We start from the raw sequence: 21,255 nt of genomic DNA, 5'->3' as shown, positions 1-21,255 counted from the left end.
TCCTGAAAATAAAATTGCGTAGGTTGGGGAGCCATCGCCTTGGACGGGTTTCCCGGCTTGTGGCGAATGGCATTTGACGTAAGGAAACCCAATAAATCTCCCGAAATGTTGGGTTTCGCTATCGCTCAAGCCAACCTAAGAATATTCTTAACAGAACAGTATTGAGTCCTGAGTTTGTGAAATCAAGAAGTCGATTATTGAAAATTATTCAGTTTGAAAGAGAGAGTAATATGCGTGGGAATTTAAGTTTTAGTGTGGGGCAGATAATTGTAGTTTATGGTGCAATTTTGTTAAATTCTCCATTGCCAAGTTATGCAGAAAATTTGCCAAATTCACTAATATTTTTAGAATCAACAACAGAGGAACTGGCACAATTACCAAATTCAGAAGGTGATCCTAATGAAAATAAATTGGTGCAACCTGGAGAATCTCCACAACCTCTACGAACAGACACAGAAACGCCTGTGGAACCAGATATTCCACCAGAAACCACATCTACACCTACACCTACGATTGAGAGTGTTCAGGTGCAGAAAGTTCAGGTAAGTGGGAGTACGATTTTTACGTCAGAGGAATTGAGTTCGATTACTAAGTCCGTTGAAGGGCGGACTGTGAGTTTGGAAGAGTTGAGGAAAGTTGCTGAGGATATAACTAAATTATACCTGGATCGGGGTTACATTACTTCGAGGGCAATTTTGCTCAACCAAACAATTACTGAGAGTGTGGTACAAATTCAGGTAATTGAGGGTGGGATTGAGAAAATTGAAGTTCAAGGCACAAAACGCCTTAATCCTGATTATGTGCGATCGCGCGTGGCTTTAGTTGCTGGTAAGCCTCTTTCCACAACCGCTCTGGAAGACCAGTTAAAACTGTTAAAAATTGACCCACTCTTCTCAAATGTAGAAGCTAGTTTGCGTACAGGTAGTGAAGTCGGTCAAAATATTTTAGTTATAAAAGTTACCGAATCCCAACCATTTAATGTGGGACTAAGTGTTGATAACTATTCCCCACCTAGTATTGGTTCAGAAAGATTGGGTGTTAATCTTAGTTATCAAAATATTACAGGTAGAGGAGATACTTTCTCCACTTCTTATTACCATACAACCCGGAGCGGGGCAGATATTTTTGATTTTAGCTACCGAATACCGCTCAATCCGATGGATGGAACTTTACAGCTAAGAGCAGGAATTCAAAACTTCGATATCATTGAAGAACAATTTAAAGCTCTTGATATTCACGGAGATTCCCAGCTATATGAAATTAGTTATCGTCAACCATTGCTGCGATCGCTCCGTCGAGAATTTGCTTTATCATTAGCTTTTACTGCTCAAAATGGTCAAACCTTTACTTTTGCAGGCGCTACACCTTTTGGCTTTGGTCCCGACGAAAATGGCAACAGCCGCACGCGGGTAGTAAAATTTGGGCAAGACTATATACAGCGAGATGTTCAAGGTGTTTGGTCATTGCAATCTGTATTTAGTTTTGGTCTGAACGCATTAGATGCAACTACTAATTCTGCACCCATACCCGATGGTCAGTTTTTCAGTTGGTTCGGGCAAATACAGCGAGTGCAACGCTTGAGTGATAACAATTTTTTGATTGCCCAAGCAGATATACAATTAACACCTGATAGCTTATTACCCTCACAGCAATTTATAATTGGTGGTGGTCAGTCAGTGCGTGGTTATCGGCAAAATGCCCGTGCTGGTGACAACGGAATCAGATTCAGGTTGGAAGATAACCTGATACTACAAAGAAATGCTAGTGGTAGTCCGTCTTTTCAAATTGGACCATTTTTTGATTTAGGATATGTCTGGAATGTAGAGAATAATCCCAATATCCTTCAGAAACAAAAGTTTTTAGCTGGTTTAGGAGTAGGACTATCCTGGCAAATGAATCCTGGACTTGATCTAAGGTTAGATTATGCTTTGCCTCTAACTGACTTAGAAGATCGCGGTACAAATGCTCAGGATGATGGTTTTTACTTTAGAGTTAGTTATCGTCGGTAGTTCATTAGTTGATATTGCTCAGAATAAATTCTGCGATCGCTAAATCTTGGGGAGTGGTAACTTTTAAATTAGTCTCCTCCCCTGGTACTATCCGTACTTCAATCCCACATTTTTCAAACAAAGCCGCATCATCTGTGACTTCCCAACCCTGAAGCACACCCTCAGCATGGCATTTTTTCAACAACTGAACATCAAAACCTTGGGGAGTTTGAGCCGCCCAAAGTTGTTCTCGGTTGGGTGTACTTTGAATTATGCCACTTTTATCCACAACCTTAATCGTATCCTTAACAGATACAGCAGCAATTAATCCAGGACAATCAAGAATAGCTTCAGCACAAGCATTGAATAAATCGGGTGTAGCTAAACAACGAGCGCCATCATGAATTAATACTTGTTTCGCACCTGCTGGTAGTGCCTGTAAGCCGTTGTAAACTGACTCTTGCCGAGTACAACCACCGGGAATGAATTCTATGGGTTTAGTCAGCTTCAAATCAGCCACAATTGCTTTGAAGTCTTCCCAATCATGAGGTTGAGAAATAATTCCTATCCAACTAATACAACTTGCAGCTTCTGCGGCCAGCAGAGTCCAGGCAATAATCGGTTGTGAGCGTACTTGTAATAATAGTTTATTTCGGTCAGAACCCATTCTTTTGCCGCTACCTGCGGCAGGAATTAATAAATACACAACTTTCCTCAATTTTTAACTAGGGACTAGGAAGATAGGAAAATGAGGAGATGAATAACCCAATCATCAATCACCAATTACCCATTAACCATATTCCCTTAAAATAAGGAGCTATAAGCGTCAATAAATATTATGCGTGTAGTAGCCCTTGTACCTGGCTCAATTGGCAACCAAATTCTCTTTTTTGCCACTTTAGATGGCCTGAAGCGTTATTACCCAAACGCTCAGATAGATGTCATTGTGGAACCCCGGTCAAAGGCTGCTTACCGAGTGAGCAAGTCAGTTCACGAGGTATTGAGCTTTGATTACAAAGACCGTAATAGTTTAGCAGATTGGGGTAACTTAGTTGGCACAATCCGCGATCGCGAATATGATGTCGCCATTACTATTGGACAAAGCTGGTTAGTAAGTTTGTTTCTCTGGTTAACGGGAATTCCCGCACGTATTGGCTATCAAGGCAAGGGTGCAGGTTTTCTCACTAACTCGATATCGATGAACACATCCCAATATATGGCCGCGATGTACCATGACCTATTACAACCTTTGGGAATTGACACACCTGCACCGGAGTTAGCTGTAAATGTACCCAAATCAGATATTGAATGGTCGCAACAGGAGCAAAAACGCTTAGAGATATATGAAACAGGTTATATCCTGATTTATGGTGGTTCTGGCCAGTGGTCTCAAACTGATAATTCAGATACGAATTACCCTGTAAGCAGTTGGCAGCAAATAATTAAAGATTGCCAACAAAAACAGCCACAGTTACCAGTGGTGGTGATTAAGGAGGCTAATGATGATAAATTTTGGCGATCACCATCGCTTCTGGAATCTTGCCCAGATATCAAGGTTACTTCCCCCGATAATATTGGCAAGTTAACTGCCATCATTGGTGGAGCGAGTTTAATGATCTCTATTGACGGCGCACCACTACAACTAAGTGTAGCTGTTCAAACCTATACTATTGCTCTACTGGGTTCTCTTAATCCAGTCCAGTTATTACCGAAAAGTGATAAATTTCTGGCGATTCAATCCCTAACTGGGAAAACAGCAGATATTTCACCTGCAACCGTGTTAGAAAAAATCTGGGTTGGTTGACCATTAATTTGCTCCAATTCAAAATTCAAAATTCAAAATTCAAAAATAACTCATAACTTGTGAAAGTGAAATTTTTGGAAATCTCAAAGTTTTGAATTTTCTTTGAATTGGAGCTATTGCTAAAAACTACTCACCTGTCACCTGTCACCTGTCACCTGTCACCTGTCACCTGTCACCTGTCACCTGTCACCTGTCACCTGTCACCTGTCACCTGTCACCTGTCACCTGTCACCTGTCACCTGTCACCTGTCACCTGTCTTTCTCAGCAAGTCCTAAGTACTGTAGTACTGTTAATTTTTGTTCACATAGTTTATATTGAATTTAGGACTTACGCATTGACAAGATTCCTCAAATATGTAATATGAATTATATTTCTTGTAGGGTGCGTCAGACACGATATTTTCACAAAAAACAGATTCTCTCTATCTGACGCACCTTACTCAATAAGTTATTCCCAAAGGCGAAAACGACGCAATTTCGTTCATTCACATCATGGCAGATTCGTACAGTGCGTAAGTCCTAGAATTGTGCCTATCTAGCCTATCTAATTACTTTTTTCAATCATCTCAAAGAAAGCATCATCTAATTCATAACCTAGAATTTGTGCTAGGGATTTGAGCCGAAATTGGGTGGGGATACTTTGCCCTTTCAGCCAATCACTTAAAATAAAGATTTTGTGCATCAAAAAGATTTCTAAGGCTTCAGGGTTGTACTGTATGCCTTCTTTAGAATTGAACTGATGGGGTACTAACATAGCAGCGTAACGGGCTAATTCTCCCTCTTTCCAATCTAATAAAAATAGTAGCCAAGGGTACTTAGCATCAAGCCGCACAAACCATAAGCGCACTTCTGGAATTTCTGAAAGTTCTCGTGGATCATTTTGTTCTCGTGTATAGTTAATCTCAAAAGACAACAACTGTTCGTTAGATGTAATGGCTTTGTCTTGTAGTAATGATTCAATCACCGTTAGTGCAGGTGACAAATCTAGATTGTTAATCGAGTCGTTATTGAGGGTGATTGTGATTGTCATGGACTGATTGGCCGCTTTTTTGATCGCTCAATAGTAGAATCGAGAATCCACAGTAACAGCTTTTCGGGATTGATGCTAGAGCATCTGTAGCCGATTTCAGCCTTTATAGTCATCTGCAAATAATAAATACTCACCAACAAAGGGTTTTCGGAGTTGCTTGAGGAGAAAACCCAATCTCTGAAACACAGCTTATGCAAAGACTGTATGAATATTTTCGCATAATCAAGCTTAATCAGTTTTTTATATTTTGGTTTGAGGTATTTACCGTATCTACTTGTAAATAATATACGTCTATCCTCACGTGGACATTAATCAAGAGTTTAAGCTAAAGTTGTTATGAGTTTGTTTTAGAGCTAAAATATAGAAATGCAGATGTAAATTAGCAAAAAAGTTACTATAACCTGCAAAAACTAAAATGCTTTAATACCAATAAGACAGGGATAAGCAAAACAATCGAGTCTAATATCCTTAGGTCGATAAATCAACATTGAACGGGAGAAATATCCCAATAGTTAAAAAACTGAAATATGCAAAAACCAGCTATTTCTAAAAAGCCAATTCGTTCCTTAGAAGATGCTCTAGAACAGTGTCAAGTGCTGGGTATGCGCGTCAGCCGCCAGCGTCGCTTTATTCTAGAACTACTTTGGCAAGCAAATGAACATCTTTCTGCCAGAGAGATTTATGATCGTTTAAACCAACAAGGCAAAGATATCGGACACACGTCTGTTTATCAAAATTTAGAAGCCCTATCTACTCAGGGTATCATTGAGTGTATTGAACATTGTGATGGACGTTTATACGGTAATATTAGTGATGCCCATAGCCACGTCAACTGTATAGATACAAATCAAATCCTCGATGTTCATGTGGAATTATCCGCAGAGGTTGTCCACCAAGTTGAAGCACAAACAGGAGTGAAGATTACTGGCTACAGCATTAATTTTTATGGCTATCGTAAGTCACCATTAGATCAAGATAGTCATTAATTATTAGTTATTGAGCATAGGACATGGGCATTAGTCATAGATAACAATCAGGTTGAATCAGCTAAAAATCACATCTGATTCCTGGTGGACAGAAAAGTGTATTTGTATTTGAGCATAGTATGCGCGATCGCTCGTTAAGATTATTGCTAATAGACCCAGATCCTATCTTCCGTCTAGGTTTAAGGGTAGCTTTGGAAAGCATATCTCATGTACAAGTAGTAGCTGATGTGCCAACAGATATCGCCGCCTTGCAAATTTTAGCTGCAATTATAGCCCAAGACCCTAACGAAGTAAATTTGATAGTTTTAGAGTTAGGTAATGGTTATTCTCAGGACTCTCAGCAACTCAGTTTGCAATTTTGTAGACAACTCAAGGCATTATACCCGCACATACCCGTATTACTATTGAGTGTTATCTCTACGCAAGAATTACTATCAGCAGCTAAGTCTACTGGTATCAATGGTTATTGTCCTAAAGGGATATCTATTTCTGAATTAGTCCCCATTATGCAAGAAGTAGCAAATGGTGGTTACTATTGGTCTATAGTCACATCTTTCTCATCCTCTTTGCCTTTTACTACTCTGAGAAATAATATCCGTTTGTCAGGAATCAACTACATTAACACCACTCTCTCCAGAGTCACAGCAGAATTAAAAACCCCCGGACTACCACTACTAGATAAAGCTATTCTCGCAGGACAAAGACGCGAATTATTGACGGCTCGTTGGTTGGTTAATCATTTATTATCTGCACCACAGGAAAAACACCCCATACAGCCGTCTCAACCACTACCTGCACCTAACAACCCAAGTACGGCTATTAGTCTATTAAATTCGCAGCAGATACCAACTTTTTTACCGCCTTTACTCAGCCCCAGAGCGCTACAATCTACAGTATTTTCATCCTGCGTTACTAAACTTCAGTTTCCTCTACAAAATATTACAGATACGCCCTTAGAAATTGACATTTTTCGGGAAGAAAAAAAACGAGAACTGCTATATATAATTCTGCAAAAATTAGCTCAAGAATTAGATGATTTACGCAATGCAGAAGTGAAAATTAATTTCATACATGATTTAAAAGATAAAATATTACTTAATTTGTGGCAAGAAGTAATTAAAATTTTTTTTGGGAAATTTTCACCTATAAATATAAGTGGAAAAAATATAGAGTTAGCTAATTTTATCCTGGATAATGCAGCCGAAGTAGAAACAGAAATTCTCAAAAAAATTCCATTAATTGTGGAGTTATTTTCTTATCTAATCTGGCAAACAGATTTGTCTATCGATAATACATCATATCCGGCAAGTAGTGAACAAGCAAATTCCCAAGCATTAATAATTTTAGAGAATTTGTTGATTCAGGTAGCCAATGCTGTAGTGCAGCCATTATTAAATTTTTTAGCAGATATTGAAACAATTAAACAAGGTTTTTATGATCGTAACATGATTTCTACTAGAGAAATTGAACGATTTAGAAACAACTTATCATGGAAATATCGTTTGCATAATTATGTGATTGAAGCCCAGGAAATTTTTGAAAGCCGATATGAATTATTTGTATTTACACCTCGTGGTATTGCCAAAATGTCAATTTATGCACCTCGCAGACAAGAGTTAGTAAAACTTTCTGGTATTCCCCTAATCGTGACATTACTGCTAGAATTGCGTGATGCTATTGCACCCCGCTTACAATCTATCTTATCCTTTTTAGGTAGTGGATTTGTCTTCATTCTTACCCAAGTAATTGGACGAGGATTAGGTTTAATAGGGCGGGGAATTCTCCAAGGTATTGGTAGTGTTTCCTTAATAGAAAAAACCCAGAATCGCCATAAAGAACGTACTAAATAATTCGTAATTCGTAATTCGTAATTCGTAATTCTCGTAATTCTCGTAATTCGTAATATTTCCTATGGCTACGCCACGCAAGCTATCGGAAACGCTACGCGAACGTAATTCGTAATATTTCCTATGGCTACGCCACGCAAGCTATCGGAAACGCTACGCGAACGTAATTCGTAATGGGGATTTAACCTCAACACAAAACTTGCTACCTGTAGAGGTAGAGGTATTAAAAAAACTATAAATTCCAATTCCGGCGAAAATGGAAAAAGCTTTGTAAAAACTCTTGTAAAGTGTGGTTTTTATGAAGTCTTTCTCTATCCCATTCCTTGGCTATTTCCACAAATATTTCCGAGAAGCTGGGATAAACAGAAGCCAAATTTGCTAAATGCTTAACTTGAATATTTTGTGATATGGCCAGCGAAATAACATTAATCAACTCAATTGCTTCGGTTCCTAATATAGAACATCCTACAATTTCCCCATTTTCTCGGATAATTAATTTACAAATACCTGTAATTTCCCCTCTGATTTGGGCTGCTGCTACTGTTTTAAAATATTGCTTAAAAACTAAAACTTTATTTTTACCATATTGGCGTTGAGCTTGTATCTCTGTTAAACCCACTTGTGTTAAAATCGGCTGAGAAGATATTCCCCAGGGTATAGACCGATAATTAACTGCTAATTGAGGCAAAAATAGGGCATTTTTGAGGGCAATGTTTGCTTCATAATTAGCAATATTCACAATATCATAACCACCGATAACATCACCGCAAGCATAGATTCTGTGATTGGTGGTTTGTAGTTTTTTATTGACTACCAAACGGTGGGGATAAAATTTCACACCTGCTGCTGCTAAATTCAGAGATTCTATATTTGGCTGTTGTCTCGTTGCGACTAAAATTTCATCAGTTTCAATGGCTTTATCTCCAGCCTGAACCCATTTTTTATCTTTAATTCGCAATACTTGAGTTACTATTGTTTGAGTAATAACACGTATACCATCAACTTCTAACTGTGCAAGTAGTAATTGGGCTATTTCTGGATCAATATCAGACAGAATATGGTGATTTTTAACTATTAAAATAACGTTGCTACCTAATCTTGCTAAAATTTGGGCAATTTCAATGCTTTGAGGTAAACCACCAATAATTACCCAATTTTTGGGGGGGTTTGATTGATCTAAAGACTGCCAAATATTAGCTAGGGTTAGATAGCCAGTGGCTTGTAGTCCTTCAATTTCTGGAATTGCTGGACGTGAACCGCAAGCAAGCAAATATGTCCGTCCGCGTAAAATTCGGTCTTTAACCGCAAAACCTAATTGGGGAGAAGATTGAAATTGACCACTGTCAAAGATCATATCTACCCCTTGGGCTGCTAAATTAGCCAAAGAATTAATGTGTGACAGATTTTTCGCCACACTACGAGCATACAATATCGCTTCTTTCACGCCTTTGAAAGAGCCAAAATTAGACATTGCAGGTGGTGATTTTGCTGGTAATCCTACTGTAGGACTATTTACCTGCGGGTCAAAAATTCCCAGATTTGCTAAATCAAAGGACTGCTGCACCCTCTTACTTAGTTCGCTGAGTACATATTGATAATTTAAGTCATAGTTGACTTGAGGTTGTACTAAAGCAACTGTAGCTTGTAACTGAGTTGCAGCTAAGGCCGCTTGGTATCCGGCAACACTACCGCCAATAATGACGATATCGTAATCAATTTTCATTGGTAACAGGGGACAGTGAACAGTGAACAGTGAACAGTGAACAGTGAATTTTCCCCGCGTCTCCCCATCTCTCAAGACTCATCACTCAAAACTGATTTAAGAGCTGTTAGTAATCGTTGGTTATCTGATTTAGAACGGACAGCGACTCGAAAATAGCGATCGCCCAATTCTTTAAAACTAAGACAATCTCGAATTAAAATCTGGTACTGCTGGAGTAATTGTGCTTGTAGCTGGGAGGTAGATTGTTGAGACTCTACCAGCAAGTAGTTAACAGCCCCTTCTAGGGGTTGTAATCCGGGAATTGAGGCTAGACCTTGAAATAGTTGATTTCGGGCGAGTGGTAGCCATTTCCAGGTGTGTTCTTGAAATTCTGTATCTTGGAGGGCTGCAATTGCGGCGGCGGCGGCTAGGGTATTGACAGGCCAGGGGTCTCGCCATGATTGCCATTTAGCGAGACGGTGAGGGTGAGCGATCGCATATCCTAGTCTTAACCCAGGGAGACTGTAAAATTTGGTGAGCGATCGTAATATTACTAAATTCTCATATTCCTGCACCAACCCAATCAGGCTTTGTTCTTCATCTGGGGGCAGAAAATCCATAAATGCCTCATCCACCACCACCAAAGCAAACTCTTCCAGATAAGGCAAAATAGAATCCCGTGAAAATAACATCCCCGTAGGATTGTGGGGGTTATTCAGCAATAAACCGCAATTGCGAGATGGGGAAGAAGAGGACGCGGTGACGCGGTGATGGGGAGACGCGGTGAGAAAGAGAGATTGTCTTCTCACAGTCAACTCTTTCATCCCGATATCTATTCGGTACTTTGATTTCTTCTTGTGAGAAAGAGAGATTGTCTTCTCACAGTCAACTCTTTCTCCGCGTCCCTCTTTCTCCGTGTCCTCTTGTCCCTGTTCCCTGTTCTCTGTGTTCAAATCAACCGGAAACTCCAGGACTTTAGCGTTGTAAGCCGCTAGGGTGCGGTAATAGTCGCCAAAGGCTGGAGTAATTAACATTGTTGCGGATAATTGTGCTAATTCCCTACCTAATAAAGTGAGTAATTCTGCGGAACCATTGCCCGGCAGAATCCACTCAGAAGCTATTTGATGGAAATGACCCAGAGCTAGTTTTAGTTCTCTATAATCTGGGTCTGGATAGTGCCTAAGATTACCAAATTGGGACACAATCGCAGCAATAACGCTGTTTGGCGGTCCCAACGGGCTGATGCTGGCAGAAAAATCCACAATAGCATCAGGGGGACAGCCAGCTAGTGCTGCTGCCCAAGCTAAATTCCCCCCGTGTGCTTGTTGTCGCATCAAAAAAAGATTTCCTAGAACAAAACTTACTCTTTTGGGGGTGCTACTCTTTCTCTAAAGAGTTTCCCAGCAGAGAAGGCGGGAACCTTAGTAGCTGGGATTTCCATTTTTTCATTGGTTTTGGGATTGCGGCCTTCACGAGCTTTGCGTTCCCGTGATTCAAAAGAGCCAAATCCTACCAAGGTGACTTTATCACCAGAGGAAACCGCTTCAATGATTGTTTCTATGGCGGCACTTAAAACAGCATCAGCTTGTTTTTTGGTGACACTAGCCTTTTCTGCCACTGCATCAACTAATTCGCCTTTGTTCATAATCAAACTCCTTGAGGTTTACTGGAGATTCTTTGAGAATGCAATGTTGCATCCTTACGGAAATCTCTGTTTGCAGAATTACAAAAATCGTTCCTTAAGAGTATTTACACTCAAAATCTCTGTAAATCTGATTGGCGCGACTTTTCAATGAATCATTCTAAGGCGTTGTAGCCCGAAGTGAACAGATGAAAGCATTAATTTATATAGATTTCAGGATTTTTTGTGTTTTTTGGGTCATTGTTGTACTCGAAACACCCTCTTTTTAGGAATAAATACTTACTGGAGACTTGTGACTGGGAGTTGGAGACTGGGGTTAATTAACGGATAAAAGTTATTTTTTTCCTTAGAATTAAAATGGTACTAATGTTTTAAGGTTACGAATCAGGAAATTTTGCATGGACAAAGATCGGTTTCACAATGCAGTGAGAATTGCTTTGGAGAAAAAAAGCTGAAAGAGCAATCCACCGAATTTAAATATGCGTTATCTACAACCCTTGTAGAGACGTTCCATGGAACGTCTCTACTTTATCGCAGGTGTTTATGACCTGTGATACCCAACTTTTTTGCATAAGCCGGCTATCTGTACAGCCTACTCTCGACCGGGAAGCTTCAAACCACGACGCTCAAGGATTTGCCGCACCTGTGGACTAGGAGTGTAGTTATAACCATAGCTGGAACGCTCAGAATCATCCATTACCTGTGGTGTGAGTAACACAATCACCTCTCTGCGTTCATTATTTCTGTTTGTTCTTCTAAACAGTGAACCAATGAAGGGAATATCACCCAAAATAGGAATCTTGGTAACACTTGTCCGATCCTGGTCTTGAATAATACCAGAAAGAATTAATGTTTGACCATCTCGCAGCCGAATTGTTCCAGAATTTAGGGAGCGTTCAGATACCAAGAAGATGGTTTGAGAGCCTGTCCCAACGTTAATATCTGCTGGCGCTTGGGGTGCTTTAACTACAGGTGCAACTGATAAGGAAACAAAACCGTTATCGTCAATGCGATCTACTTTTACAGCCAGGGTCAAACCCACATCTGTTTTCTCCGCTGTGATAGTTTGCGTAGTAGCACCATCACCACGAGTAATTTCGTTCTTGATGTTTCCTACCACTTCCTGAGTAAGTTTGACATTAGCTGTTTGACCTTCTTGCACAATTAAGCTTGGATCGGTCAAAATTTTAGCATTGCCACTTGTAACCTGAGCTTGCAAACTAGCTAAAAGACGTTTGGGGAATTGGTACAACGTTGGTAGCTCGTATGTATATTGAGCAGGAGTTCCACTGGTTGTCGTAGTTTGAAAACCAAACTGAGTACCCAGCCCAGTATTAGGATCAATGGTAATCGGTACAACCGATGTTGTAGTTGTTCCTGGAACGGCTGGGGTAAATTCTGTCAGTCCTGGTCTCGTAGGGTCAGTTTGTATGCCAGCACGAGGATTTAATGCACTTGTGTCATTAAAAATATTAGCGCCACTAAGTGTATTAACGGCAGTAGGTGTACTAGTTATACTGTTTCTTGCTTCAGTGCTAGTGGCTGGTCTGGAACCACCGAAATTTAGACTGGCTGCACCACCATCAACAGAGAAGTAATTATTACCAACCCCAAAGGAAAAGCTGGTGTTATAAAGTTGCTCTCCAGATAGGTTCACATCAATAATTTTGACATTAACTACCACTTGACGACGACGGATATCAAGTTGAGTTAATTGAGTTGTTGCCATCTCCACCATTTTAGGAGAACCAATCAAAGTAACAGAATTGGTGCGCTCGTCTCCTAATGCCTGTAAACCCCTGAGTAAAGGTGTTGAATCTTTATAGTCAATACGCTGAGTTTCAACTCTCGTTTCTGTAGTTGTCTGGGTTTGGGTAATGGGAGCAACTCCAGTCCCTACAGGTACAGCATTGACATTAGTAACTTGTCTTTCACGGCTGACGGCACTTTCTGCACCCAAACCTACCAAAAAGTTCAAAGCGACTCCAACTGATACCTGATTTAGTCGCAGACTCCGCATCACATTATCACGGGTGGAATTAGGCAGTTTCGTACCAACAAAAATCGTGCGTCCACTACGGTTAGCTTCTAAACCACTCAAGCGCAAAACGTAATTAAATACATCTTGAACAGGTTCATTTTCTATATCTAGGGAAATAGTCTGACTGCTACTCGTAGCCGCACCAGACTGACCTTGCTGACCCCCAGCCGATTGACCTCCTGCTGCTTCGCTACCTACATAAGCTAAGTTAAGACCAGCTGCACGAGCCAGCAGTGACAAAACTTCCCTAACTGGTGCCTCTCGCAACACTAAACGTGGAACCCGTTCTTGAGTACCTAAATCAATAATGCTGGGAGAAGTATCAATGTTAGCTTGAGTAATATCTCCTACTGGTGGAGCAACTGCTCTGGGTAGGAAAGGAGGAGCTTGGTTATAAGGTTGGTTAGGACCTGCTGATTTTGCAGGTTGGCCGTCAATAGATACTTCTGGGTTAGGCACTAACACATCCGGTTTTTTACCAGACTCTACAGAAGTATTAGCAGGGGTTGTTGGTATTGATGCTGTGGTGTTGTTAGTACTGGGTGTTGCTGTCGCGTCTGTGGATTGAGTAAATCCTAGAGTCAGGCTGTCATCCTTTCGCACTAAAGGCTGACTAGTCGGGACATTGTCGCTACCAGTTACTGTCACCCGTACGCTATTGGTATCTAACTGATTAACTTCTACAGATGCAATTCCCGGTGCGGGGTTTTCTTGCCGAAAACTCTTACCTTGGGGTAGACGCAGTTGCGTATTGATGATGTCTGCAACTAAAGATTTGTCTCTTTTTGTGGTAAAAACCTGGGGTCTGTCACCGGAAGAAGTCTTTAAAATTACACTAATTCCCCCATCTGCGGGATTTAGTTGCACGGCAGTAATTTTACTCGTTTGTGCCAACACGGGTTGTGTTGCTAAAAGTACACAAGCTGCCGTACCTGATATTAAAACATTACCATGAACCTGTTTCACAGTTCATTCCTCACATTAAATAAAACCCTGTTTGTATGTCTACTAGTGCAGCTTGGCGGAAATAAAGCTACTATTCAAAATATTTGAAAAGCTTATATCATCAGCTTTTTGAATTTTGAATTCCATCTTACCGCACTAGTCTCTAATCTTTTTTTCATTGGTTCTGAATGTACGCCGTAGATGGTAGTTACTTAACCAACCATCTGTAATTAAACTTGTCGTACATTAAAATTTACATTCCAGCTACAAATCAGCACTTAGCACTTTGTAATTGCTACTTCTTCGCATTCGCAGTTGCTGTTGTTGCTTCCTCTTGAGTTAATGGCATCAATGCCTCTAAATCAAAGGAAGTTGCCAGTTTTCCTGGGCCAGTCTGCACTATCTTGTTTCTTCCCTCTGAGTTATCTACTTCTGGGGGAACTAATTTTGAGTCATAGTTTTTGACTAGCAACAAAGGCTGTAACCGCTCAACATTACGCATAATAGACTGCGTTTGTTCAAAAGTGCCTTCAATTTCCACTTTAATAGTGCTGCGTTTGAGCTTATTGTTGACTTCGGCTCCTAAGCTATCATCAATAATTACTTGTGGTTGATCTCCTGATGGTACAAACTTTTTCAGTGTCGCTCTGACGGAATTAGCCGTAAGTTTACCATTGCTAGAATCTACCAAGCGACTGGTATCCATTAGCAAGGTTGCCAAACTTTTTTCGTTAGCAAATAAAGCCAAAACTTGAACTTGTTGTAGCTTGGCCTGAGCTAATTCTGCTAGTACTTTGTCAATTTGTTGAGATTGAAGTCTCTTTTGATCAACTTGTCCTTGCAGTTCGTTACTTTTTGTTTGTTGTTGCTGATAGGTGTCCCAAGCGGGCATGACAATGTTAAGTATCATGTAACCAGCAGCAAGAAACCCTATACCTCCGACTATTGCGCCAATGATTGGGGCTGTTAAAGTTACGCCAAAAATAACGGGGTTAGATGATGGGGCATCATCGAATCCGTTAGCGTGTTGTGAAAAACTTAAATCATCACTAAGTGTCATTTGGCAATGACTCCTGTTTTTTGGATACTACGAAGTCTAGTCACTAATCCGATTGTGCCTTTTTGTTCTAACTCACGAATTAGTTCTGATGCAGGTGTGGTACTCAGACCAGCCTTAATTGTATATTTAACCACTTGAGTTGGTTTAATTTTTACACCACTTTCATTAGATTGATTATCCGGTTGAATAGCACCTGTTTCTGGAGGGGCATCGATTAACTCTGCTGTACTAATTTTACTTTCTGAGGCATTTATGAACTTAGACTGACCTAAACTCAGTACGAAGTCGTTAACATCCCTAAAAGAGCGAGCAAAGCCATTAATTTCTATACCTCCGGCTGGATTACTAGGGGGTTGTCCTGGAGTGGTTTGAGCTTGGATAACGGGAGCGATTTGCTTAATATTATCAATTTGGACATTTTTGGGAATGCGATCGCGCAAATCCTGTAACATTGCTGACCAAGGACGAATCCGATCAAACACAGTTACTAAAGCTTGTGTTTGCACTTGAATACCTTTTGTTTCACCCTTGATTTTGTTAATATTGGCTATTTTTCCATCTAGTTCCTTATTTTCTTGATCTAGTTTTCCTATTTTTTGCTCTAACTTACCAGTTTCCATTTGCAAAAACCATAAGCCACAGAACACCAGTGCCGGCAAACACAAACCCACTCCAATTCCCAAATACACTGGCATTAAATTTCCCAGTTGCATTGGTGGTCTAACAGTTCTTTCTGAGTTAATTTCAGTAGGTAAGCGGTCTTTGAGAAAGTTAATATCCAGACTATACACTTTGTTATACCTCCCGCATTCCTAAACCAAGTACTATTCCCAAACCTGGGCGTTGCACTGATGGGTATTTTTCTGCTTCTACTTCTAAGGCTAAATCCCTGATAGGATCTATTTGGGTTGTGGGAAAACCTAACCTTTGGGTAAAGAACTCATCTAACTGTTGGAGTCCCCCCCCTGTTCCAGCTAGTAAAATCTGCGCTACTTCTAAACCTTCACTTTGATTAATGTAAAAATCAATAGAACGGCGCAGTTCATCTGATAATTCTCCCAGTACTTTCAGCATGGGACCCATTCCCGGATTAACTCCAGTAGTCCCGGTTCTTCCAGCATCATTAGAATTGGCTGGAATAGTCATTCCCATCAACATATCCATATCTCGTGATGTGGGTAAATTCATTGCCCTTGATAGAGCCGATTGTAGTTGATATGTTCCTATTGGTACAGTGCGCGAAAATTGCGGTACACCATTGATGATGATGGCGATTTCTGTACTGTCAAATTCAATATCAACTAAAACTGCTGCTTCTTGGGGTCCAAACAGCCGCAACTGGTCACGAATAGTCCGAATGAGCGCAAAACTGTTAATTTCTAAAACATCAATTTTTAATCCTGCTTCTGCAAATGTATTAACATAGGTATCTGTAACTTCTTTACGAGTGGCAACCAACAGCACTTGTACTTTTTCAATTCCATCCTCATCTACAAAGTACCCAAGTTTCTGATAATCTACGTCAGCTTCTTCTCTTGGGTAGGGCAAATACAAAGCTGCTTCATGGTTGAGTACCATCTCCCGTAACTCTTTATTATCCAATTCTGCTGGCACAGGGATAACACGTACAATAGCATCTCGTCCTGGTACACAAGTAGCAACGCGAGAAGCCTTGATTTTACTTTCAGCCATTACTTGCTGAATTAGTTCCGCCATTCTTGGGGAATCGTTAATTTGACCGTCGGTAATTATTCCCTCTGGTACTGGAACTGTTGTTAACGTCTCTATCTTTAAGCCTTGGCGTTGCTTGCGTAGCTGAACTATGTTCATGCGTTCTGGTGCAAGCTCGATACCAACTCCTTTATTAGATTTGCCAAAGAGACTACCGAGATTACCGATTTTACCGATTTTATTGAGACTACCGAAACTATTTAAGACTTTCACCACAGTTTTACCTGCTACATTGCTAAATGAAAAATTTAAATCCTATTCAAAACTAATTTAGTACTAAGTAATCTATATAGCCTATAATCTCGACATTTCTCCATCAGCTTTTCACCCTTTTCAATCGTAAAAATATTACCACGATGATTCAATTACGAAAATTCTCACAAATGACGGTTTGGGCATTAATTGGCTTACTGAGCAGTTGGGTAGTAAGTTGTAGCACAAGTAGTGTTAATACAGCTACAAAACCAGCGACTCCAGAAGCAGCAACCATTGAGTTTTGGACTATGCAACTCCAACCTCAATTTACAAATTACTTCCAAAGTCTAATTACGACTTTTGAATCGCAAAACCCCAGTATCAAAGTAAAATGGGTGGATGTGCCTTGGTCGGCAATGGAGAACAAGATTTTAACAGCTGTCTCCGCAAAAACGCCACCAGATGTTGTCAACCTTAATCCAGATTTTGCCTCCCAACTTGCTGGACGAAATGCTTGGTTAGATTTGGATGCAAAAGTCCCAAAAGAGGTTCGTTCCTCCTATTTGCCCAATATTTGGCAAGCTAGTAGCCTTAATGGTAAGACTTTTGGGATTCCTTGGTACCTCACAACGAGGTTAACTATTTATAACACTGATTTATTAAAACAAGCAGGTATCAAGAAACCACCTGCAACTTATGCAGAAATAGCGCAAGCAGCACAACAAATTCAAGATAAAACGGGTAAATACGCATTTTTTGCCACTTTTGTTCCTCAAGATTCTGGTGAAGTCTTGGAATCATTTGTGCAAATGGGAGTTACTTTAATTAATGCTGAAGGAAAAGCCGGTTTTAATTCACCACAGGGAAAAGCTGCTTTTCAATATTGGGTAGATTTGTATAAGAAAAAATTACTACCTAAAGAATCATTGACACAAGGCCACCGTCATGCAATTGATTTATACCAATCTGGGGAAACTGCGTTTTTAGCTTCTGGGCCTGAGTTTCTGAAGACAATATCTAATAATGCCCCAAAAATTGCTCAAGCTTCAGCCATAGCACCCCAAATTACTGGTGATACAGGTAAGAAAAATGTCGCTGTCATGAATATAGTCATTCCCCGTGCCACTAAAAACCCTGACGCAGCGGTTAAGTTTGCCTTGTTTGTTACTAATGATGAAAATCAACTAACTTTTGCTAAAGCGGCTAATGTTTTACCTTCAACAATTAAATCACTTGCTGACAGCTATTTTAAAGAAGTTCCAAATAATGCCTCAACTGTGGAAAAAGGGCGTATTATCAGCGCCCAACAAATGCAACAAGCTGAGGTTTTAACCCCGAAAATCAAAGATTTCAAACTCTTGCAAAAGACAATTTATGAAAATCTCCAAGCTGCAATGTTGGGTGAAAAAACGGTGGATAAAGCTGTAGAAGATGCAGCACAACAATGGGATAATCGGTAATTCGTAATTCGTAATTCGTAATTCGTAATTCGTAATTGGAAAAATTCCCCCGTTCCCTGTTCCCCGTTCCCTATTCCCCGTTCCCTATTCCCTGTTCCCTGTTCCCTGTTCCCTGTTCCCCGTTCCCTATTCCCTGTTCCCCGTTCCCTATTCCCTGTTCCCTGTTCCCTGTTCCCTATTCCCTATTCCCTAAAAAATGACCAAGTAAATAGAGAGAACCGGATAAAACTACTAAGTTATCTGTAGAGGTGAATGCAGCATCTAAAGCTGAGAATACATCTGGATAGGTGCTGCAAAAACCTAAATTTGGGCAAGTTTCCAGGGCTAATTTTGTTAAATTATCAAGATTTGCGGAATTACTATCGGGAACTGGTACTAAATATAATTTATCTCCTCTTTTGAGAAGTGCTTGAAAAATATCAGCATGATCTTTAGTAGCCAGCATTCCTATTACCCAAGTTATATTTTGAGTATTGAGACTATCTACATAATGACGTAAAACTTCGGCTGCGGCTGGATTGTGTGCGCCATCAATTAATAGTTTATGATCTTTCCAGGTAGTCCATTGTATTCGGCCTGGCCATTTAGTTTTTTCCATGCCCTTAATAATGGCTGTTTCAGAAATTTCCCAACCTTGTTGTTGCAATATTTCCAAAGCTGCTAAAGCTAAAGCTGAATTATGTAATTGAATTTGTCCCTTTAACGGTAATGGATATTTAATTTTAGATTGAGAGTTTTCTATTTTATCTACATCTAATCTTTGATATTCTGCCCATCCTGGGTTAATATTCTTAGCAGGTTGAGGGGTAAAAATAGGGCATTGTAATTCTAGAGTAAGCAATCGCACCACTGTTTCCGCCTCTGCTGGCAATTGACCTACTACTACAGGACATCCAGGTTTGATAATACCAGCTTTTTCTCTGGCAATATCGGCAATAGTGGGACCTAGTTGCTGCCAGTGTTCTCGACTTATGGAAGTAATTACTGTCACCAAAGGCTGAGAACAAACATTAGTTGCATCCAAACGCCCACCTAAACCAACTTCCATCACCGCTATATCAACTTTCTGTTGTGCAAAATATAACCAAGCTGCTGCGGTAATTACTTCAAACTGAGTAGGTGATTCTGTCTCGGAGTCAATAGCATCTCTAATTTTTAGTATTAATTCGCACAACTCACTTGGTTCGATTGGCTGCTCGTTAATACAAATACGTTCTGTCCAATCAACTAAATGAGGGGAAGTATAGCGTCCTGTGCGATAACCAGCTTCAGTAAGTATTGAGGAAAGATAAGCACAAACAGAACCTTTGCCGTTAGTTCCAGCCACATGAATTACAGGAACTTGGTGATGAGGATTTCCGAAATTTGCCAATAATTCGACAATGCGGGATAGTCCCAGATTGACACCAAAGTGTTGAAAGGGTTGAAGTAAAAAGTCAGGATTCACGGACATTGGGAATTGGGAATAGGTGACTGAAGAGGACGCGGAGAGTGGGAGACGCGGCGAGGCGGAGAGTCGCCTGTGTCCGACGTTCGACGCAAATGGTTTCAAGCCCCCGACTTGAGTCGTGGAGGAGAAAATAGACATTCCTTGCTGGAATTCCTGGCTTTAGATATGGGGTGTCCCCGTGTCCCCGTGTCTTCTTCAAAGTATATATTTTTTCTGTTCCCCTTCGGATGATGCCTCCGACTCCCGTAAGGGATAAGCCAGTCACCACAAGTCGGGAAACCCGCCCAAGGCGCTGGACTCACCTGTTCCCTATTCCCTTCATTACCGATTAGCTAATTAGGCTTCTTTGTTTAAAAAGTTTTGCACTTGTCTTAAAGCCGCAGCACCGATATTAAACACAGCCCAACTAGCAGCAATCACTACTGGTGCTAAAACAATTACTACACGGGTATCGATGTCCATATTTAGAAGCCCTCTGTTAATTAGAATTTAAAGTTTTGTCAACATCTCTCAATTTTTATTTTTAGCTTAAGTGGGGTATTTTTCCAACCTCTAGTGTAAAGAATAGTTAAGTCATTAGTGATTGGTGATTGGGGAAAAGGTGATTGGGGAAAAGGTGATTGGGGAAAAGGTGATTGGGGAAAAGGTGATTGGGGAAAAGGTAATTAAATTATTCTTAATTGTCTCCGTGTCTCCGTGTCTCCGCGTCCCCGCGTCCCCGTGTCCCCGTGTCCCCGCGTCCCCCCATCTCCCAGTCACCTAACTAAAACCAAGATCAGTCCCTTTACCGGCATGAACGAGGGCTAATTTATGGTATTTTTCGGCGTGTTCGATGAGTTCTGCAGCTTGGGTGTCTGTGAGTTGACGGACTATTTTAGCGGGGATGCCTACAACTAACGACAATGGTGGTATGTCTTTAGTGACAACTGCACCAGCACCAATGATGCTACCTGTACCAACTCTAACTCCACCTAAAATTATTGCGCCTATACCAATTAAACTCCCAGACTCGATGTGGGCAGAATGTACTACAGCACGATGTCCGACAGTGACATGATCTTCTAATATTGTGGGACAACCAGGATCACCATGTAAAATGGCTCCATCTTGAATGTTTGTGCATTCGCCAATTTCAATGCGCTCTACATCCCCCCTCACAACGGCTCCATACCAAATGCTTACCTGGGCTGCAATGCTGACTGAGCCGATAACAACGGCGTTACTGGCGATAAACGCAGCTTGAGAAAAATCGGGAGATGTCCAATAGGAAACAGTAGACACGATAGAATGTTGATATGGTACCCAGGAACACTGGAAAAACTCCAACTTTTAAGGCTGGCTGCACAACCAGGATATCACAGCCGGTTGCCCTCT

General features: G+C 40.6%; 17 protein-coding genes. 5 read left to right on the top strand and 12 right to left on the bottom strand.

Annotated features, from left to right (window positions below):
- Positions 1 to 230 precede the first annotated feature (230 nt).
- Positions 231 to 2,009, top strand: coding sequence for a ShlB/FhaC/HecB family hemolysin secretion/activation protein (locus ANA7108_RS0107910; RefSeq protein ID WP_016950240.1), 1,779 nt, complete (start codon positions 231 to 233; stop codon positions 2,007 to 2,009).
- A gap of 4 nt (positions 2,010 to 2,013) precedes the next feature.
- Here ANA7108_RS0107910 and ispD read toward each other — a convergent pair whose 3' ends face one another.
- Positions 2,014 to 2,694: a 2-C-methyl-D-erythritol 4-phosphate cytidylyltransferase gene (gene ispD, locus ANA7108_RS0107905; RefSeq protein ID WP_016950239.1), complete on the bottom strand. Its 681-nt coding sequence runs from the start codon at positions 2,692 to 2,694 to the stop codon at positions 2,014 to 2,016.
- A 132-nt stretch (positions 2,695 to 2,826) separates the two neighbouring features.
- Here ispD and ANA7108_RS0107900 point away from each other — a divergent pair, with 132 nt between their 5' ends.
- Complete coding sequence (locus tag ANA7108_RS0107900; RefSeq protein ID WP_016950238.1) at positions 2,827 to 3,792, top strand: glycosyltransferase family 9 protein; 966 nt, start codon at positions 2,827 to 2,829, stop codon at positions 3,790 to 3,792.
- A 544-nt stretch (positions 3,793 to 4,336) separates the two neighbouring features.
- Here ANA7108_RS0107900 and ANA7108_RS0107895 read toward each other — a convergent pair.
- On the bottom strand, positions 4,337 to 4,822 hold the full coding sequence (locus ANA7108_RS0107895) for a CRR6 family NdhI maturation factor (RefSeq protein ID WP_016950237.1): 486 nt from the start codon (positions 4,820 to 4,822) through the stop codon (positions 4,337 to 4,339).
- A gap of 527 nt (positions 4,823 to 5,349) precedes the next feature.
- Between ANA7108_RS0107895 and ANA7108_RS0107890 the strand changes: the two genes are divergently transcribed.
- A complete protein-coding gene (locus ANA7108_RS0107890) occupies positions 5,350 to 5,808 on the top strand; it encodes a Fur family transcriptional regulator (protein WP_016950236.1) in 459 nt (152 codons plus the stop codon).
- A 119-nt stretch (positions 5,809 to 5,927) separates the two neighbouring features.
- Entirely contained in the window at positions 5,928 to 7,658 is a 1,731-nt protein-coding gene (locus ANA7108_RS0107885; protein ID WP_016950235.1) for a DUF3685 domain-containing protein, read from the top strand.
- Between the two features lie 229 nt (positions 7,659 to 7,887).
- Here ANA7108_RS0107885 and ANA7108_RS0107880 read toward each other — a convergent pair whose 3' ends face one another.
- The 7 genes from ANA7108_RS0107880 to pilM all read right to left on the bottom strand — a co-directional run bounded on the left by ANA7108_RS0107880 (position 7,888) and on the right by pilM (position 16,989).
- The gene (locus ANA7108_RS0107880; protein ID WP_016950234.1) at positions 7,888 to 9,378 is read right to left on the bottom strand and encodes an NAD(P)/FAD-dependent oxidoreductase; all 1,491 of its coding nucleotides are present in this window, start codon (positions 9,376 to 9,378) and stop codon (positions 7,888 to 7,890) included.
- Between the two features lie 71 nt (positions 9,379 to 9,449).
- Complete coding sequence (locus ANA7108_RS0107875; RefSeq protein ID WP_016950233.1) at positions 9,450 to 10,691, bottom strand: threonine-phosphate decarboxylase; 1,242 nt, start codon at positions 10,689 to 10,691, stop codon at positions 9,450 to 9,452.
- Positions 10,692 to 10,717: 26 nt separating this feature from the next.
- Positions 10,718 to 11,002: an HU family DNA-binding protein gene (locus ANA7108_RS0107870; protein ID WP_016950232.1), complete on the bottom strand. Its 285-nt coding sequence runs from the start codon at positions 11,000 to 11,002 to the stop codon at positions 10,718 to 10,720.
- Between the two features lie 589 nt (positions 11,003 to 11,591).
- Entirely contained in the window at positions 11,592 to 14,006 is a 2,415-nt protein-coding gene (locus ANA7108_RS0107865) for a type IV pilus secretin family protein (protein ID WP_016950231.1), read from the bottom strand.
- A 274-nt stretch (positions 14,007 to 14,280) separates the two neighbouring features.
- Positions 14,281 to 15,045, bottom strand: a complete 765-nt coding sequence (locus tag ANA7108_RS0107860; protein ID WP_016950230.1) for a hypothetical protein — start codon at positions 15,043 to 15,045, stop codon at positions 14,281 to 14,283.
- On the bottom strand, positions 15,042 to 15,836 hold the full coding sequence (locus ANA7108_RS0107855) for a PilN domain-containing protein (protein WP_016950229.1): 795 nt from the start codon (positions 15,834 to 15,836) through the stop codon (positions 15,042 to 15,044). The genes ANA7108_RS0107860 and ANA7108_RS0107855 overlap by 4 nt, the downstream gene beginning before the upstream one ends.
- A 4-nt stretch (positions 15,837 to 15,840) precedes the next feature.
- Complete coding sequence (gene pilM / locus ANA7108_RS0107850; protein ID WP_369750739.1) at positions 15,841 to 16,989, bottom strand: type IV pilus assembly protein PilM; 1,149 nt, start codon at positions 16,987 to 16,989, stop codon at positions 15,841 to 15,843.
- Positions 16,990 to 17,132: 143 nt separating this feature from the next.
- On the opposite strand from pilM, the gene ANA7108_RS0107845 reads away from it, so the two are divergent.
- Positions 17,133 to 18,431, top strand: a complete 1,299-nt coding sequence (locus tag ANA7108_RS0107845) for a sugar ABC transporter substrate-binding protein (protein WP_016950227.1) — start codon at positions 17,133 to 17,135, stop codon at positions 18,429 to 18,431.
- Positions 18,432 to 18,606: 175 nt separating this feature from the next.
- Here the strand turns inward: ANA7108_RS0107845 and ANA7108_RS0107840 are convergent, their stop codons facing one another.
- The 3 genes from ANA7108_RS0107840 to ANA7108_RS0107825 all read right to left on the bottom strand — a co-directional run bounded on the left by ANA7108_RS0107840 (position 18,607) and on the right by ANA7108_RS0107825 (position 21,162).
- A complete protein-coding gene (locus ANA7108_RS0107840) occupies positions 18,607 to 19,884 on the bottom strand; it encodes a Mur ligase family protein (RefSeq protein WP_016950226.1) in 1,278 nt (425 codons plus the stop codon).
- Positions 19,885 to 20,217: 333 nt separating this feature from the next.
- Positions 20,218 to 20,343 carry a photosystem II protein Y gene (locus tag ANA7108_RS0107835; protein ID WP_016950225.1) on the bottom strand — a complete coding sequence of 42 codons (126 nt, stop codon included), beginning with the start codon at positions 20,341 to 20,343 and terminating at the stop codon, positions 20,218 to 20,220.
- A 297-nt stretch (positions 20,344 to 20,640) separates the two neighbouring features.
- Complete coding sequence (locus tag ANA7108_RS0107825) at positions 20,641 to 21,162, bottom strand: gamma carbonic anhydrase family protein (protein ID WP_016950223.1); 522 nt, start codon at positions 21,160 to 21,162, stop codon at positions 20,641 to 20,643.
- Between the last annotated feature and the right edge of the window lie 93 nt (positions 21,163 to 21,255).

Origin of the sequence: Anabaena sp. PCC 7108 (assembly GCF_000332135.1) — a bacterium.
GTDB lineage: Bacteria > Cyanobacteriota > Cyanobacteriia > Cyanobacteriales > Nostocaceae > Anabaena.
This window is presented reverse-complemented; position numbering and strand designations above follow the sequence as displayed.